Consider the following 16786-nt stretch of genomic DNA (forward strand, 5'->3'; position numbering starts at 1 on the left):
CGAAGGACCCCTCCCAAGCGGAGGGGTCCTTCTGCTTTAACTTCCTGGACTGGGACAACGGCCCAAGCCGCTGTTTAAGCAGGAAACGCGGAGCCACCTCCCGCCCGTGATCCGTAGATCACAGGCGGGACGTGGCCCCGCGTTGCCGGAACCGGCGTTTACTCCGAGCCGCTTAGTCCAGGTAGTCGCGCAGGACCTGCGAGCGGGAGGGGTGGCGCAGCTTGGACATCGTCTTCGATTCGATCTGGCGGATGCGTTCGCGCGTCACGCCGTAGACCTTTCCGATTTCGTCTAAAGTCTTCGGCTGTCCGTCGGTCAGCCCGAAGCGCATCGCCACGACCCCGGCCTCACGCTCGGAGAGGGTATCCAGAACCGAGTGCAGCTGTTCCTGCAGCAGGGTGAAGCTGACGGCGTCGGCCGGAACCACGGCTTCGGAGTCCTCGATCAGGTCGCCGAATTCGGAGTCGCCGTCCTCGCCAAGCGGGGTGTGCAGCGAGATCGGTTCGCGGCCATACTTCTGGACTTCGACGACCTTTTCGGGGGTCATGTCCAGCTCGAGGGCCAGCTCTTCCGGGGTGGGTTCGCGGCCGAGGTCCTGCAGCATCTGGCGCTGGACGCGGGCCAGCTTGTTGATGACTTCCACCATGTGCACCGGAATACGGATGGTGCGGGCCTGGTCGGCCATGGCGCGGGTGATCGCCTGGCGGATCCACCAGGTGGCGTAGGTGGAGAACTTGAAGCCCTTGGTGTAGTCGAACTTCTCGACCGCACGGATCAGGCCCAGGTTTCCTTCCTGGATCAGGTCCAGGAACAGCATGCCGCGGCCGGTGTAGCGCTTAGCCAGCGAGACCACGAGGCGGAGGTTGGCCTCCAACAGGTGGTTCTTGGCGCGCTTGCCGTCGTGGATCACGTACTCGAGCTCGCGCTTGAGCTTGGGGTCCATGGAGCCGTCGTCCGCCGCGATCTTCTCCTCGGCGAACAGCCCGGCCTCGATCCGCAGGGCCAGGTCGACTTCCTGCTCGGCGTTCAGCAGGGCAACCTTGCCGATCTGCTTCAGGTAGTCCTTGACGGGGTCGGCGGTGGCGCCCGCTGACATGACCTGCTGCACGGGGGCGTCATCGTCGTCGGCGTCGGAGTAGACGAAGCCTGAGCCGGTGGCGGCTACCGCTGCCTTGCCGGCTACCTCTTCGCCGTCTTCACCGAGCTCGACGGCATCCGGGGTCACTTCATCCAGGTCCTCTTCGACCTCGACGTCGTCGGAGTCCTCGTCCCGGGACTTACTGGCGGCTTCGGCCGCGGCTTTGGCGCCGGGCTTGGGCCCGCGCTTCTTGGGCTCAGGCTTGGCGACAGCCGAGGCGGTGTCATCACCCGCTGCGGAGGCGGCGTCTTTTGCGGCCTTGTTGGCTGCACGCGTGGCGGCACGCTTTGCGTTTGCCGCCGCCTTCTTCTCCTCGGGGGACAATACGGCCTGGTCGGCGGGTTCCTTCTTCGCGGAAGACGGGGTCACAGAAAACCTTTCTAGCGGCGGTCTGTGGAATCACCATACGGGCAACACCACTATGACCCTGTCAAGTCCGTGTTTCACATCAGGCGCAATCACGTCCAGCAGAGCCACTTAGTAGAACTGCCGGGGCGACCGTAATGTTCCCTGTTTCCAAGGTTCGCTACACGCACTCGATACACGGACCCAACCGGGTCTCGCCAACCATTGTCTCACGATTTTCCGGAACGGGACCTCGGAGCGCACGCGTCGACACAATGTTGCGGCCCGGGCGCCGAGGCTCAGGCCGCATCCGGATCGAACTTCTGCCAGGCCGCCTCCCGCCGGCGGGCCCAGCCGCACAGCGTGCCGCGGCGGCCCAGCTCGGCCAGCAGCTCCGCCAGCCGGTAGCCCGGCTGCTCCGCTCCGGCCGCGGTGAAGAGCGCATCGGCGAACGATCCCCGGCCCCGGCACCATTCGATCCAGCCCCGCGCTGTAAGGGCCGCAGCCCGCGCTTCGCCGCCGCCGCAGTTGCCGAGCTGACGGAGGACCCGGTCGAGTTCGGCCAGCCGGCCCCAGTCGGGCGCCGGCGGCGCGAGGCCAAGGAGGACGTCCCCGTAGCCCGGGGTCTCGGCGGCTGCTGCCCCGGCCGGACCGGCTTCCTCTGGGGTCCCGGCACTCTCCGCAACCGGGAGGCCGTCGAGCCCGGGCAGCGCGGCCGGGTTGCCCGGGCCGCCGTCGAACATGCCGAACTCCTCGGCACCGGCCTCGGCGGCGTCGCGCCCGGCGGCGGCCATGACGAGGACCGCGTCGCGCCACGCCGCGACGCGCAGCGAGGCGCGCAGGTAGCCGGCGAGCCCGGCCGGCAGGGCGGCCTCGCGGGCCTTGGCCGCCCTTGCTGACTGGCGGCCGCCGGCGTCGAACACGCGCTGCCACACGTCCAGCACTGCACCGAACTGCGCCCGGTCCCGCCACCGGCCCGAGAACTCCCGCGCCCAGCCCTCCTCGGCTTCCAGCACGGCCGGTTCGCCCAGCTCGGGCAGCGCGGCGGGCGCGGACCTCCCCGGGGCCGCGCCGACGCTGCTGCCGCGGAAGACCAGCTCCGCATTGAGTCGGCTGTTCCGGATCTCCTCGATCGGCCGGCCGGGCGGGGCGCAGCACGAGGGGTCTGCGCAGAAGGCGTTGCGCCAGTACCGCTCCCCGACCAGCCACGCGTCGCGCACCGGCAGCCCGGCTCTGCCGAGGGTGCGCTCCAGTTCGCGCAGCAGCCGGGCCAGCACGGCGGGATCCAAGGCAAGATCCGGGGCGGGATCAACAGCGGGATCCGCACCGGGCTCCCCCGCAGCGCTGTCGGTCGCATCCTCGGTCGCATCGTCGACTGGATCGCCGGCCTCGGCGTCCGCCGGCGCGCCGGTGAAAAAGGCAAGCAGCGTGCCGTCGGCCGCGTCGTCGGACTCCAGGTAGTCCCGGACGGTCCGGGCGAAGGCCGCCAGCCCGGGGCCGCGGCAGCGCGAAGCGTCCGGGAGGTCGACTCGCAGCGTCGCCCCAAGCCGTTTTCCCTGCATGGTCATGGCAACGAGGCTGTTGGCTGGCCAGTAGCCCAGCGAATGCGGAATGAACCCGAGGATGTCCTCGGGGCCGGTGATTTTCAGGTGGTCGGGAGCTGTCATAAGTCCAGCTTCGCCCGCGCCCGCGGCGGGCGTCAGCCGGGGAGTTTCCTTATGTGGACAAGTCCGTCAGGGCGTACGGCGGCGTTCCGCGACGAGCCGGCGCTGCTGGGCCAGGGCCTTGAGCAGCGGCGGCACGATGACGCCCTGCGCGGCCATCTGACGGCGCACCTTCCGCCGGGTGATGAGGATGGCTGCGGCGCCCACCGCCAGCAGCAGGAACTGCACGCTCAGCGCGATCCGGAAGGCGCCGAGGCTGTACAGCCCGCCCGGCGAGGCGCCGGCCAGGTGCAGCGCGTCCAGGGCCACCCCGATCAGGTAGATCGACAGCAGAGCGGCGATGAACCCGCCGACATTGACAATTCCGGTGGCCGTCCCGATCCGGTGCGCCGGGTTGAAAGTCCGGGCAAAGTCGAAACCGATCATAGAGCCGGGTCCGCCGATGGCCAGGACCACCACCAGGCCGGCCAGCAGCCATAGCGGCGAACGGCCCGGCTGGAGCAGCACTGCGGCCCAGGCGGCTGCCGTGGCACCGGAGATCAGCAGCACCATGGTGGATCGGCGCAGCGGGTGGCGGGCCACGAAGCTGCCCATCAGCGGCCCGGCGGCGATCGCGGCCGCCACGTAGAGGGCCATCAGCGCCGACACGGTGCCGGCCTCCAGCCCCTGGGCCGAGATCAGGAACGGGTAGCCCCAGGTCATTGCGAAAACGGTGCCGCTGAACTGCACGGTGAAATGGCTCCACAGCCCCAGCCGGGTGCCCGGCTGCTTCCACGCCCGGGAGAGTGAAACGCCGGTGGCGCGCAGGCCCTGCGACGGCTCCGGCGCGGGGTGTCCGGGCGGCAGGTCCTGCAGCAGCAGCACCGTCAGCACGACGGCGAGCCCGGACATGCCGGCCAGGGTCAGGAACGCCGGGGTCCAGCCGGCCGAGTGCAGGATCATCGCGAACGGCACCACGGAAAAGAGCTGGCCGAGCTGGCCGGACATGCCGGTCAGCTGGGTCAGCAGCGGCACCCGGGACGGGGCAAACCACAGCGGGATCAGCCGGATCACGGAGATAAAGGTCATGGCATCGCCCGCGCCCACGAGCACGCGGCCCAGGACGCCGCCCGGGATGCTGTCCGCGAACGCGAGCTGGAGCTGGCCCAGACCCATCAGCAGGGCGCCGCCGGCGATCATGGCCCGGGACCCGAAGCGGTCCACCAGGACGCCGACCGGGATCTGCAGGCCCGCGTAGACCAGCAGCTGCAGCACGGTGAAGAAGGAGATTTCGGCGGCGCTGGCATGGAAACGGGCCGTGGCTTCCAGCCCGACGACACCGAAGGAGGTGCGCTGGCTGACCGCCACCAGGTATGCGAAGATCCCGATAATCCAGATCAGCCAGGCGCGGGGGGAGGTCACTCCCCCATTATGCCCCGGACGTCATAAATAGTATTTATTCGCCGGGTTCTTTACGGGCGAGGTAGGCCTCGACGGCGGCGCCCAGCGCGTCGGCGTTCGGGATCTGGTCGTTCTCGTCGGCGAGCAGCGACCGGCGCACGGTTCCCTCCGCCTTCTCGTCGTACCGTGTCTCCAGCCGGGAGACGACCTGCTGGACTTCTTCGGAGGCATTGATTTGTTCGGCAATCTGCCGGCCGACTTCCCGGCCCGCCTCGCGGAGGCGGTCCGTGGGAAGCATCAGCGAGGTGGCCGCACCCAGGTACTCCAGTCCCGCGACGGCGGCCGTCGGGTATTCGGCCTCGGCCAGATAGTGCGGGACATGGATCACGTAGCCGGCGATGTTCCGGCCTGCCTCGACGAGGCGCAGTTCAAGGATGTGGCCGACGGCGGCGGGAACCTCGACGGTGGGCTTCCAGACCGAGATCCCCTCGATCAGCTCCGGCCGGTTGCCGTGCACGGTGACACCGACCGGCCGGGTGTGCGGCACCGGCATCGGGATGGAGTGGATCCAGGCCGCCAGGTTGACGTCCAGTTCCTCCACGATCCCCACGACGGCGCGGGCGAACCGTTCCCACTGCAGGTCCGGCTCGAACCCGGCCAGCAGCAGGAAGGGGTTGCCCAGCCCGTCGATCAGCCGGTACAGGGCCAGGCGCGGCGCCTGGTAGTCCTGCAGGTGGTCCTCGACGAAGCTCACCTGCGGGCGCCGGGAGCGGTAGTCGATCAGCTGGTCGGCGTCGAACTCGGCGACGAGTTCGGAGTCGAGGGTGTCGAGCAGTTCCGTGGTGATCTGGCTCACCACGTGACCGGCGTCGGCGAAACCGGTGAAGCCCATAAGCAGGTTCAGCCCGTGCAGTTCGGGGCTGCGGAACAGCGCGTCATCACGGACGTAGAGCGTTTCAGGGTCCAGCAAGGAGCCGGAAATCCGTTCCATCACGACATGTTCCTTTCGCAGTAGCAGGTGGGCGGCAGCAGCCGCCGTGGCGGACCGTCGGGTCGATGCGCAGACAAGGCACGCGCGCAGACGGTTCCCGAAGTGCCGATACCAGCTACAACGCGCCGTCGGCCGGGGGCATTCCTGCCCCGACTGTGTGCCAGCTCTCATTAAATTGAACTCCGGCGCCGGGGAGAGACTACGATCGGAACTGGCCTTATAGACGGCCTTGCAGACACCCGGTTACGTGCAGTGCCGACGGTGGCTCAGGTACCCATGGCAGGGCGCCGAACATGCAGTTCCTGCCGAAAAATCACAGAGAATTGAGGACTGTCCTCGTGGTCAAGAATACCGAAGTCAAACTCAGTGCGATCGCCGGAGACTTGAAGAAGTCCCCGTCCGACGCCCTAGTCGTGGGCGTGGGACAGGGCACCGACGGCCCCGTGCTGCTGGACAACCCGCTAACGGCCAAGGCGGCCGAGGCGCTGGCCGAGTCACTGGGCGTTCTTGGCCTTACCGGTGCCGCCGACCAGGCGCACCGCCTCCCCGGCCTGCCGGAAGCTGGAGCTTCCGTCCTGGTCCTCGCGGGCGTCGGCAAGGTTTCCGCGGGCACCCCGCTATCCGAGGAGGCACTGCGCCGCGCGGCCGGCTCGGCCGTCCGCCAGCTCGCCGGCGTCGCCACTGTGACCCTCGCGCTCCCGACGCCGGACCTTGCCGCCGTCGCGGCTGTCGCCGAAGGTGCCGCGATGGGCGCCTACTCCTTCAACGAGTACCGCTCCACCAAGGACGGTCTCAAGGATCCGGTCAAGAGTGTCCGCATCCTCACCGACTTCGCCGCGGACAAGGCGCTGGCACCGGTGCTGGAGCGCGCCGCCCTGATCGGCAAGGCCGTCAACGCCACCCGCTCGCTGGTCAACCAGCCGCCGAGCCACCTCTACCCCGAAACGTTTGCCGACGCCGCCAAGGAACTGGCCAAGGGCCTGCCGGTCAAGGTGACCGTCTGGGACGAGAAGCGCCTGGAGAAGGACGGATTCGGCGGCATCCTTGGCGTCGGCAAGGGTTCCACCCGCCAGCCGCGCCTGGTCAAGGTCGAATACGCCCCCACCAAGGCCACCGCCAAGATCGCGCTGGTGGGCAAGGGCATCACCTTCGACACCGGCGGAATCTCGCTCAAGCCGCACCTCGGCATGGGCGACATGAAGTCCGACATGGCCGGCGCCGCCGTCGTGCTGAACACCGTTCTGGCCCTCGCGGAACTGGGCCTGCCGGTCAAGGCGACCGCCTGGCTGTGCATCGCGGAGAACATGCCTTCCGGCGCCGCGCAGCGTCCCGCCGACGTGCTGACCATCTTCGGCGGCAAGACCGTCGAGGTCCTGAACACCGACGCCGAGGGCCGCCTGGTCATGGCCGACGGCATCGTCGCCGCCAGCCAGGAGTACCCGGACGCGATCATCGACGTCGCGACCCTCACCGGCGCCCAGCTGATCGCCCTCGGCGACCGCACCGCCGGCGTTATGGGCTCGGACTCCGTCACCGGCGCGCTCAAGGCCGCGGCGGACCGCGCCGGCGAACTGGTCTGGCCGATGCCGCTGCCCGAAGAGCTGCGTCCCAGCCTGGACTCGCAGGTCGCGGACATCGCCAACATCGGCGAACGCCACGGCGGCATGATGACGGCCGCGGTGTTCCTGCGCGAGTTCGTCGGCAAGGGCAAGGACGGCGAGCAGATCCCGTGGGCCCACATCGACATCGCCGGACCGTCCTTCAACAACGGCAGCCCCTACGGCTACAACCACAAGCAGGGCACCGGCAGCACCGTGCGCACCCTGGTGGCCTACGTCGAGGACATCCTCGCCCAAGCCGCCTGAGCGGGGCCGCCGGCGGGCGTCCGGAACCGCCGGTCCTGAAGCACTGTCCGTTCACGCGGCCTTGCGGCCACGGGGCTGATACCCCGGCCACAGGGCCGCGTGACACTGGACACAAGCGCTCCACAAACGCCATGGCAAGGTGGAGCATGTATTAGTGGTTCGCTAAGGTGAACCGTAGTTTCACAGCAATTAGCTTCATAGAAGCAATTCCAAACGAAAGGGAACCGGCCTGCTGGCATAATCACGGCAGACAGTTCCAAGACCAGATGATGCGTACTCTCGTGTCATCGTTCACGCGAGGGAGCGTTTTAGTGGCCGATCAGGCAACTGCGCAAGAATTCGACATCCTGGTACTCGGCGGCGGCAGCGGCGGCTACGCAACTGCGCTCCGCGCCGTCCAGCTCGGCCTTACCGTCGGACTCATCGAAAAGGGAAAGCTCGGCGGCACGTGCCTGCACAACGGCTGCATCCCCACCAAGGCCCTGCTGCACTCCGCGGAACTGGCCGACCACGCCCGTGACTCCGCCAAGTACGGTGTCAACGTGACCCTGGACGGCATCGACATCAACGCTGTCAACGCCTACAAGGACGGCATCATTGCCGGCAAGTTCAAGGGTCTCCAGGGACTCATCAAGGGCAAGAAGGGCATCACCGTCATCGAGGGTGAGGGCAAGCTCCAGGGCTCCGACACCGTCGTCGTGAACGGCACCGCGTACAAGGGCAAGAACATCGTCCTCGCGACCGGCTCCTACTCCCGCACGCTGCCCGGCCTCGAAATCGGCGGCAAGGTCATCACCTCCGACGAAGCCCTCACCATGGACTTCATCCCCAAGAGCGCCATCATCCTCGGCGGCGGCGTGATCGGCGTCGAGTTCGCTTCCGTCTGGAAGTCCTTCGGGGTCGACGTCACCATCATCGAAGGCCTGCCCTCCCTCGTCCCGAACGAGGACGCGACCATCGTCAAGGCGTTCGAGCGTGCGTTCAAGAAGCGCGGCATCAAGTTCTCCACCGGCACCTTCTTCCAGGGCGTCGAGCAGAACGACGACGGCGTCAAGGTCACCCTCGTCGACGGCAAGACCTTCGAAGCGGACCTCATGCTGGTCGCCGTCGGCCGCGGCCCGGTCACCGCCAACCTTGGTTACGAAGAAGCCGGTCTGACGATCGACCGCGGCTTCGTCATCACCAACGAGCGCCTGCACACCGGCGTCGGCAACATCTACGCCGTGGGCGACATCGTCCCGGGCGTCCAGCTCGCGCACCGCGGCTACCAGCAGGGCATCTTTGTGGCCGAGGAAATCGCCGGCCTCAAGCCGGTTGTCGTTGAGGACGTCAACATCCCCAAGGTCACCTACTCCGAGCCGGAGATCGCCACCGTCGGCTACACCGAGAAGGCCGCCAAGGCCAAGTTCGGCGACGACCAGGTCGAAACCCAGGAATACAACCTCGCCGGCAACGGCAAGAGCTCCATCCTGGGCACGTCCGGCCTGGTCAAGCTGGTCCGCCAGAAGGACGGCCCCGTCGTCGGCGTCCACATGATCGGCGCCCGTATGGGCGAGCAGATCGGCGAGGCCCAGCTGATCGTGAACTGGGAAGCCTACCCGGAGGACGTGGCCCAGCTGGTCCACGCCCACCCGACGCAGAACGAGTCCCTGGGCGAAGCCCACCTCGCCCTCGCCGGCAAGCCCCTGCACGGCTAGCAGTTCCGCCCGCAGCACCGCAAGAACTCCGTGTTTAGTGCACCCGACCCGAAAAACCGGGTGCACTAAGCTCGAACAAGGCAGCAACCATCCGCACTAAAGATCAATAAGGAGAACGGGGACGACATGTCTGAATCCGTTAACTTGCCCGCCCTCGGTGAGAGCGTCACCGAAGGAACCGTCACCCGCTGGCTCAAGCAGGTCGGTGACCGGGTAGAGGTGGACGAGCCCCTGCTCGAAGTTTCCACCGACAAAGTAGACACCGAGATCCCCTCTCCGATCGCCGGCGTGATCGAGGAAATCCTCGTCGCCGAAGACGAGACCGCTGAAGTCGGAGCACCTCTGGTCCGCATCGGCGACGGCTCCGGCTCCGCCGAGGCTGCCGCTCCGGCCGCCGAGGAAGCGCCGGCCGAAACCCCCGCCCCGGCCGCCGAGGCCCCGGCCCCCGAAGCCGAAACCCCCGCCCCGGCCGCCGAGGCTGCCGCTCCGGCACCCGCCGCGGAGGCCGCGCCGGCCGGCGAAGGCCACGAAGTCACGCTCCCCGCCCTGGGCGAGAGCGTCACCGAAGGTACGGTCACCCGCTGGCTCAAGAGCATCGGCGACGCCGTCGAAGTGGACGAGCCGCTGCTGGAAGTTTCCACGGACAAGGTCGACACCGAAATCCCGTCGCCGGTCGCCGGCACGCTGCAGGAAATCCGCGTTGCCGAGGATGAAACGGCCGAGGTAGGCTCCGTCCTCGCCGTGATCGGCTCCGGCGCTGCCGCACCGGCCGCTGCTCCGGCTCCGGAGGCTCCCAAGCAGGAGGCGCCGAAGCAGGAAGCTCCCAAGCAGGAGGCCCCGGCTCCGGCCGCGGCTCCCAAGCAGGAAGCCCCCGCGGCACCCGCTCCGGCCGCCGCTCCCCAGCAGGAAGCCCCCAAGCAGGAGGCCCCGAAGCAGGCAGCTGCCCCCGCCGCAGCTGCGGCTCCTGCCGAGTCCGGCTACGTCACTCCCCTGGTCCGCAAGCTCGCCAACCAGCAGGGCGTGGACATCTCCTCGCTGACCGGCACCGGCGTCGGCGGCCGGATCCGCAAGCAGGACGTGCTGGCCGCAGCCGAGGCCAAGGCCGCCCCGGCGGCCGCAGCTTCCGCGCCGGCCGCGTCGTCCGCAGCCCCGGCAGCAGCGTCCCCTGCAGCATCTGCTGAGGCCTCGTCGCTGCGCGGCACCGTGCAGAAGGCCCCGCGGATCCGCCAGGTCATCGCCCGCCGCATGCGCGAGTCGCTGGACATCTCCACCCAGCTGACCCAGGTGCACGAGGTGGACATGACCAAGGTCGCCAAGCTGCGGGCCAAGGCCAAGAACTCGTTCCAGGCGCAGAACGGCTCCAAGCTGACCTTCCTGCCCTTCATTGCCAAGGCCGTCGCCGAGGCCCTGAAGCAGCACCCGAAGGTCAACGCCTCCTACGACGAGGACAAGCAGGAGATCACCTACCACAACGCCGAGCACCTGGCGATTGCGGTGGACACCGACAAGGGCCTGCTGGTTCCGGTCATCGCCGACGCCGGCAACCTGAACCTGGCCGGCCTGGCCGGCAAGATCGCCGACGTCGCGGACCGCACCCGCAACGGCAAGATCGGCCCGGACGAGCTCTCCGGCGGAACCTTCAGCATCACCAACATCGGTTCCGTGGGCGCCCTCTTCGACACCCCGATCATCAACCAGCCGCAGGTGGCCATCCTCGGCACCGGCGCGATCGTCAAGCGCGCCGTCGTGGTCTCCGATGAGAACGGCGACGACTCGATCGCCATCCGTTCGATGATGTACCTGTCGCTGACGTACGACCACCGCCTGGTGGACGGCGCCGACGCAGGACGCTTCCTGCAGACGCTGAAGGCACGCCTTGAAGAAGGCGCGTTCGAAGCAGACCTCGGCCTCTAGCAGCCAGCTCATCCATCTGGGTGAGAGAAGGGCACCTCCCCGCAAGGGAAGGTGCCCTTCGCTCTTTATGGACACTTTGTCGCTAAGCTAGGTCCCATGAACATCGTCTATAACATCATGGTCTTCCTGCACATCATCGGCGCCGCCATGATCGTGGGTATCTGGATCGCCCAGATGAAGAACCCCACCGTGCACCCGCGCCAGTTCGACGGCGCCGCCCTCCAGCTCATCACCGGCATTGTCATGATGGGGCTCATCCCGGCCCTGAACATGGACGCCAACTACGCCAAGCTCGGCCTCAAACTGGTGATCGCCCTCGCCGTGGCCGTGCTCGCGTTCATCGGCAGCCGCAAGTACAAGAAGGACGAGCCGGTCAGCAGGGGCCTCGCCCACAGCGTTGGCGGCCTGGCGCTGCTTAACGTCGCCATCGCCACCCTCTGGCAGTAGGCACTAGACCGCAGCGACGGCGGCGTACCCCCAACCGGGGTGCGCCGCCGTCGTCGTTAACCCGTTCCTCCCGGCGGGACAGCGGCTGGGCTTTATCCCTGCCGCCCCGCTATGTCGAGGCAATTCTCTGACAGCGGACACCGGGTGCGGCGACCGGACCGAGTCCCTAGGATGGGACACGGCAGGATCCGCTTACCTGGCCGGATCGCTGACTCAACGACGCTGAGGAGTGGACATGGCAACAACACGCACCGCACACACTGTATGGAACGGCGACCTGATGTCGGGGGCGGGCAACACCAGCCTCGACAGCTCCGGGCTCGGCAACTTCGACGTCACCTGGAAGGCCCGCGCCGAAGCGGCCGAGGGGAAGACCAGCCCGGAAGAACTGATCGCCGCCGCGCACTCCGCATGCTTCTCGATGGCATTCAGCCACGCCCTGGCGCAGGCCGGCCACACGCCGGAGGAAGTCAACACCAAGGCCGACGTCACGTTCGAACCCGGCACCGGCATCACCGGCAGCCACCTCACCCTGAACGCCCGGGTGCCCGGCATCTCCGAGGAGGAGTTCCAGCGCATCGCCGAGGACGCCAAGACCGGCTGCCCGGTCTCGGCTGCCCTGACCGGCATCAAGATCACCCTCGACGCCACCCTGGCCGCCTAGCAGCCGGCAACCGCAGATACACGAAGGCCCCCGCCCCGGATTGTCCGGAGCGGGGGCCTTCGCCGTGTGCGCTAGTTGCCCTGCCGGCGGGCCGGCAGCGGGGCGGGCCGCACCGTGCGGTAGCCCTCGCGGAGCGGCGGGCGGTCGGTGGGAAGCTCCTGGATCATTTCCTTGAGCGCGCCGATGCCGTATTCGAGCTGCGGGTCCGTGCCGGCCGCATAGGCGTGCGGCGGGAAGGAGACCTCGATGTCGGGGGCAACACCGTAGTTTTCTACGCCCCAGCCCACGCCGCCGGTGAACCAGGTGGCGTAGCGCGGCTGGGTGACCCCGGTGCCGTCCGCCAGGGCGAACCGGTTGTCGATACCGACGACGCCGCCCCAGGTCCGGGTGCCGATGACCGGTCCGATCCCGCGCAGCTTGGAGACCTGGGTGATGATGTCGCCGTCGGAGCCGGCAAACTCATCGGTGAGGATGATGACCGGGCCGCGCGGTGCGTGGTGCGGATAGGTGCGCGGACGCTCGCCGCGGGGCATGCTCCAGCCGGTCACCTTGCGGCCGATCAGCTCCGCGACGAGCTGCGAGGTGTGGCCACCGCGGTTGCGGCGGACATCCACGATCAGGCCGTCGAGGGAGGTCTCGGTATCCAGGTCGCGGTGCAGCTGCGCCCAGCCGTTGGCCATCATGTCCGGGATGTGCAGGTAACCGAAGGTGCCCTGCGAGGCTTCCCGCACGGTGCGGCGGTTGGACGCGACCCATTCCTGGTAGCGCAGCCGTTCCTCGTCCTTGACCGGCACGACGGCGACGCGGCGCTGCTCCCCTGCCCGGGCGCCGTGGCCGGCACCGTTGCGCAGGGTCAGTTCCACGGCGCGGCCGGCGGCTCCGGCCAGCTGCACGGCCGGCGTCAGCGACGCCGAGAGTTCGACGCCGTCGATTGCCAGCAACACATCCCCGGGCCGCGCGTCCACGCCCGGCCGGGTCAGCGGCGAGGTGGCCAGCGGGTCCGAAGATTCCCCGGCCAGGATGCGGGTGATTTCCCAGCCCTCACCGGTGAACGCGAGATCGGCGCCGAGGCGGCCCTGGCCGTTGCTGCCGTTCTCCGTCACCAGGGCGGGGCGGACGTAGGCGTGGGAGGTTCCCAGCTCGCCGTGAAGTTCCCAGAGCAGGTCCACGAGGTCATCGTGGGAGCCGAGCCGGTCCACGATCGGCCGGTAGCGGGCGTGCACCGAATCCCAGTCCTGGCCGGCCATGTCCGCGGTCCAGAAGAAGTCGCGCTGCAGGCGCCAGGCCTCGTCGAAGGCCTGGCCCCAGACACTGACCGGGTCCAACCGGACCCGGATGCGGTTCAGATCCACCTTGACCAGTTGGCCGGATTCCTCGTCGGCCTTCGATGCCGCGGGCGAGACACGGATCTGCTTGTCCTGGACCAGGACGACCTTTTCGCCGTCGCCGGTGAGCCGGTAGCTGTCCAGCGCGTCGACGATCGTGGTGGCGCGGCGCTTGGCGAGGTCGAAGCGGACCAGGCTCGGGGCGGCGTTCTTGTCCTCCAGGCTGGCCCGGCCGTCGCCGGTCACGCCGGCCAGCTCGTGGTCGAGCCAGAGCAGCGCGCCCGCGGCGGCGGCAAGGTCCGAGTAGTTGCCCTGCGGGACCGGGACGCTGATGACGCGGTGCGCCAGGCCCTCGGCGTCGACCCTGACCGGCGCGGCGGTTTTGGCTGCGTCTCCGGCACCGCTTTCGGCGGCGGCCCCGTCCCGGGAGTCCTCCGTGTCTTCGGGGAGTGCGACGCTCGGCCCGAACGGGGACGGTGTGTCGGCTGCCAGGGCCACGAGGTAGGGCTTGATCGGACTCGGGAAGGACAGGTCGAAGGAGTGCCCGTCGTACACCGGGTCGAAGCTGCGGTTGGACAGGAAGGCCAGGAATTTGCCGTCCGGGGTGAACGCCGGCGACTCGTCCCGGAAGCGGCCGTCGGTGACGTCGATGATCGCAGGCTTATCCGCCCCGGCCGCGGCGGGCGTTGCCGTTCCTGCCCGATCGATCCGGGCCAGCCGCAGCCGGGTCCTGGAGCCGAAGGAGGTGACCGGCTCGGCCCAGCCCAGCCACGCCGAGTCCGGAGACCAGCTGAAGCCGTCGATGCTGCCCTCGCCGATGCTGCTCAGCAGCGACAGGGCGCCGGTGCGGGTGTCTGCGAGGAAGATATCGCCGAAGGAGGTGCCGACGGCGAGCCAGTTGCCGTCCGGGCTTGCCTCCATCGCGCTGGCCCGGCTGGGCTTCGGGAAGTCGATCCGGGTCGGTCGACCGCTGTCGGCTTGCTCCGGCGCGGAGCCGGCACCCGAAGAGGCGCTGGCGGAGGCGGCATCCGCGGCCACCACCGGCACGGCCTCGGCAGCGGCGACGACGGAGGTCGCCGGCGCGGCGTCGGAGCGGGTGAGGGCGGCAGCGGAGACTGGCCGCGGCAGCGGAGTCCCGCCGTCGGCGTCCTGCCCGGCCTCCGCGGCGGCCGGTGCGGGGGCCTGCACCTGGTTGCCGGATCCGTGGTTGCCGGATCCGTGGTTGCCGGATCCGTGGTTGCCGGATCCGTGGTTGCCGGATCCGTGGCCGCCGTGCACGGGCGCGGCGATGGGCTTGAGGTAGAGCGCCTCGGCGCCCTCGTGGTCCGCGATGTAGGCGATCCGGCCGGCACCGAAGGGGCGCGGCAGTCGTGCCCGGACACCCGGCGTCGCCTCGAGGATGCGCGACGGACCGTCCTTGTGCCGCAGCCAGTGCAGGGTGCCGTGGGCTTCCACGGCGCTGGAGTCGCCGGTGTGGTCCGGGATGACGTCACCGAGGTGGCGGGAGGGCTTCAGCGCCGACGAGCGCCGGGCCTGCGAGGCGGAGCCGAGCGTGATGTCGAGTTTGACCGCGTCGGCGTCGAGACCGGCCAGCAGCCAGAGTTCGCCTGCGGACTCAAAGACCACCCGTTCACCGTCGGTGGCCGCGTGCCGGACGTAGAAGTCCTCGTGGTCCGTGTGGCGGCGGAGGTCCGTGCCGTTGGGCAGCACGGAATACAGGTTGCCGTAGCCCTCGTGGTCGGAGAGGAAGGCGACCCGGCCCTGGACCCACATCGGGTCGGTGAGGTTGCCGTCAAGTTCGGGCGCGAGCCGCTCGAATTCGCCGTTGCCGTCCGCGTCGATCCACAGTTTCCCGGCGGCGCCGCCCCGGTACCGCTTCCACCAGGCCGGTTCACGGGAGAGCACACTGGCCAGCACCACGGGCCGTTCATCCCCGACGACGGTGCCGTAGGCCACGGACTCGACCGGTCCGTAGGGCAGCTCCTCGGCCCAGCCGCCGTCGACGGGCAGGCTGTAGGCGTGCGTGAGGCGGCTGTCCGCCTGCCGGAAGGCGCTCGTGACCACCACGTCGCCGTCCGGGGTGAAGCCCTTGACCTTGGTGGAGCTGTGGCCGAAGTAGCTGAGCTGGCGGTATCCGCCGCCGTCGACGTCCGCCGTGACAACCTCCGGGGCGGTCCCCTGGACGACCGTCCAGACCAGGCGCTTTCCGTCGGGGGTGAACCGCGGGTTGCGGGCCGGCAGCTGCAGCGAGGAGACCCGCCAGGCGCGGCCTCCGTCGAGGGGCGCGATCCAGACGTCGTCCTCGGCCACGAAGGTGACCAGATCGCCATGCAGATGCGGGAAACGGAGGTAGCTCGAAGAGGTCATCGTTCGATCATAGTCAAAACCTCCCCTAGCCCCGGGGAGGTTTCCCTGCCGTGCCGGGCATGGTGAGATGGATCATGCGAATCCTTGTAGCAGGCGCCTCCGGGCTGATCGGAACCGCCCTTTCCAGCACGTTGCGCGAGAGCGGGCACGACGTCGCGAGCCTGGTCCGGCGCCCGCCCGCCTCGCCCGCCGAGTTCCAGTGGGATCCCGCCGCGGGCCGCATCGACGACACGGCCCTCAAGGGTGCGGACGCGGTGATCAACCTCTCCGGTGCCGGGATCGGCGACCGGCCGTGGACGCGGGGCCGGATCAACGAGCTCAGCGCCTCGCGGCTGGGCCCGACGCGGACCCTGACCGCGGCGATGGGCCGGATGGACAACCCGCCGCCGGTCTTCCTGAGCCAGTCCGCCTCCGGTTACTACGGAAATGCCGGCCAGGCCGTGCTGCGCGAGAACGCGCCGGCCGGCAGCGGCGTGCTGGCCCGGATCTGCGCCGACTGGGAGGCCGCGGCCCAGGAGGCGCCGGCCGGGGTCCGCGTTGTTACCGCGCGCACCGGCGTCGTCCTGAGCCGCAGCGGCGGCGCCCTCGGCCGGCTCCTGCCGCTGCTGCGCCTGGGCGTGGGCGGCCCGCTGGGTAACGGCCGGCAGTACTGGCCGTGGATCACGCTTCCGGACGTGGCCGGCGCTTTCAACTTCCTGCTCACCGCGCCGCTGGCCGGACCGGTGAACGTCTGCGCCCCGGAGAGCGCGGACGTGAATTCGTTGATCTCCCGGCTGGCCGAATCACTCCACCGGCCGGCTCTGTTGCGGGTGCCGGCGCCCGTACTGCGCCTCGTGATGGGCCAACTGGCCAATGAATTGCTGCTCGCCAGCCAGCGGATGGAACCGGCTGCCCTGGCCGGCGCCGGGTTCCAGTGGCAGCACCCCTCGCTGGCCCAGGCCGCGGCCTGGGTGGCGGCCCGCGGCTGACCGGGCGGCGCCGGAGGCGCC

At 69.2% G+C, this 16786-nt stretch carries 11 protein-coding genes; 6 read left to right on the forward strand and 5 right to left on the reverse strand.

What is annotated here, in order from left to right; translation table 11 throughout:
• Positions 1–172 precede the first annotated feature (172 nt).
• The 4 genes from AC1DBD_RS14770 to AC1DBD_RS14785 all read right to left on the reverse strand — a co-directional run bounded on the left by AC1DBD_RS14770 (position 173) and on the right by AC1DBD_RS14785 (position 5521).
• Positions 173–1507: an RNA polymerase sigma factor gene (locus AC1DBD_RS14770; RefSeq protein WP_441418846.1), complete on the reverse strand. Its 1335-nt coding sequence runs from the start codon at positions 1505–1507 to the stop codon at positions 173–175.
• Between the two features lie 275 nt (positions 1508–1782).
• On the reverse strand, positions 1783–3150 hold the full coding sequence (locus tag AC1DBD_RS14775; RefSeq protein ID WP_476982387.1) for a DUF4192 family protein: 1368 nt from the start codon (positions 3148–3150) through the stop codon (positions 1783–1785).
• 66 nt (positions 3151–3216) lie between these two features.
• Entirely contained in the window at positions 3217–4548 is a 1332-nt protein-coding gene (locus AC1DBD_RS14780) for an MFS transporter (protein ID WP_476892736.1), read from the reverse strand.
• A 34-nt stretch (positions 4549–4582) separates the two neighbouring features.
• On the reverse strand, positions 4583–5521 hold the full coding sequence (locus AC1DBD_RS14785) for a proteasome assembly chaperone family protein (RefSeq protein WP_441418849.1): 939 nt from the start codon (positions 5519–5521) through the stop codon (positions 4583–4585).
• 335 nt (positions 5522–5856) lie between these two features.
• Between AC1DBD_RS14785 and AC1DBD_RS14790 the strand changes: the two genes are divergently transcribed.
• The 5 genes from AC1DBD_RS14790 (at position 5857) to AC1DBD_RS14810 (ending at position 12105) form a co-directional block, all read left to right on the forward strand.
• Positions 5857–7383 (forward strand): leucyl aminopeptidase, encoded by a 1527-nt coding sequence (locus tag AC1DBD_RS14790; RefSeq protein ID WP_476982388.1) that lies wholly within the window; start codon positions 5857–5859, stop codon positions 7381–7383.
• A 311-nt stretch (positions 7384–7694) separates the two neighbouring features.
• Positions 7695–9080 carry a dihydrolipoyl dehydrogenase gene (gene lpdA / locus AC1DBD_RS14795; protein ID WP_441418851.1) on the forward strand — a complete coding sequence of 462 codons (1386 nt, stop codon included), beginning with the start codon at positions 7695–7697 and terminating at the stop codon, positions 9078–9080.
• A 126-nt stretch (positions 9081–9206) separates the two neighbouring features.
• Positions 9207–10994: a 2-oxoglutarate dehydrogenase, E2 component, dihydrolipoamide succinyltransferase gene (gene sucB, locus AC1DBD_RS14800; protein ID WP_476982389.1), complete on the forward strand. Its 1788-nt coding sequence runs from the start codon at positions 9207–9209 to the stop codon at positions 10992–10994.
• A gap of 96 nt (positions 10995–11090) precedes the next feature.
• Positions 11091–11441 (forward strand): hypothetical protein, encoded by a 351-nt coding sequence (locus AC1DBD_RS14805; RefSeq protein WP_441418853.1) that lies wholly within the window; start codon positions 11091–11093, stop codon positions 11439–11441.
• 235 nt (positions 11442–11676) lie between these two features.
• A complete protein-coding gene (locus AC1DBD_RS14810) occupies positions 11677–12105 on the forward strand; it encodes an OsmC family protein (protein WP_441418854.1) in 429 nt (142 codons plus the stop codon).
• A gap of 71 nt (positions 12106–12176) precedes the next feature.
• On the opposite strand, the gene AC1DBD_RS14815 is transcribed toward AC1DBD_RS14810, so the two are convergent.
• On the reverse strand, positions 12177–15797 hold the full coding sequence (locus AC1DBD_RS14815; RefSeq protein ID WP_476982390.1) for a S41 family peptidase: 3621 nt from the start codon (positions 15795–15797) through the stop codon (positions 12177–12179).
• Between the two features lie 74 nt (positions 15798–15871).
• Between AC1DBD_RS14815 and AC1DBD_RS14820 the strand changes: the two genes are divergently transcribed.
• Positions 15872–16765, forward strand: coding sequence for a TIGR01777 family oxidoreductase (locus AC1DBD_RS14820; RefSeq protein ID WP_476982391.1), 894 nt, complete (start codon positions 15872–15874; stop codon positions 16763–16765).
• The last annotated feature ends 21 nt before the right edge of the window (positions 16766–16786 follow it).

Source organism: Arthrobacter sp. 10T419 (assembly GCF_056394105.1).

Excerpts from the sequence above, each read along its gene's own strand:
- AC1DBD_RS14775 (WP_476982387.1), bottom strand. The coding sequence starts at position 3,150 with ATGACAGCTCCCGACCACCTGAAAATCACCGGCCCCGAGGACATCCTC.
- sucB (WP_476982389.1), top strand. The coding sequence starts at position 9,207 with ATGTCTGAATCCGTTAACTTGCCCGCCCTCGGTGAGAGCGTCACCGAA.
- AC1DBD_RS14805 (WP_441418853.1), top strand. The coding sequence starts at position 11,091 with ATGAACATCGTCTATAACATCATGGTCTTCCTGCACATCATCGGCGCC.
- AC1DBD_RS14810 (WP_441418854.1), top strand. The coding sequence starts at position 11,677 with ATGGCAACAACACGCACCGCACACACTGTATGGAACGGCGACCTGATG.
- AC1DBD_RS14815 (WP_476982390.1), bottom strand. The coding sequence starts at position 15,797 with ATGACCTCTTCGAGCTACCTCCGTTTCCCGCATCTGCATGGCGATCTG.
- AC1DBD_RS14820 (WP_476982391.1), top strand. The coding sequence starts at position 15,872 with ATGCGAATCCTTGTAGCAGGCGCCTCCGGGCTGATCGGAACCGCCCTT.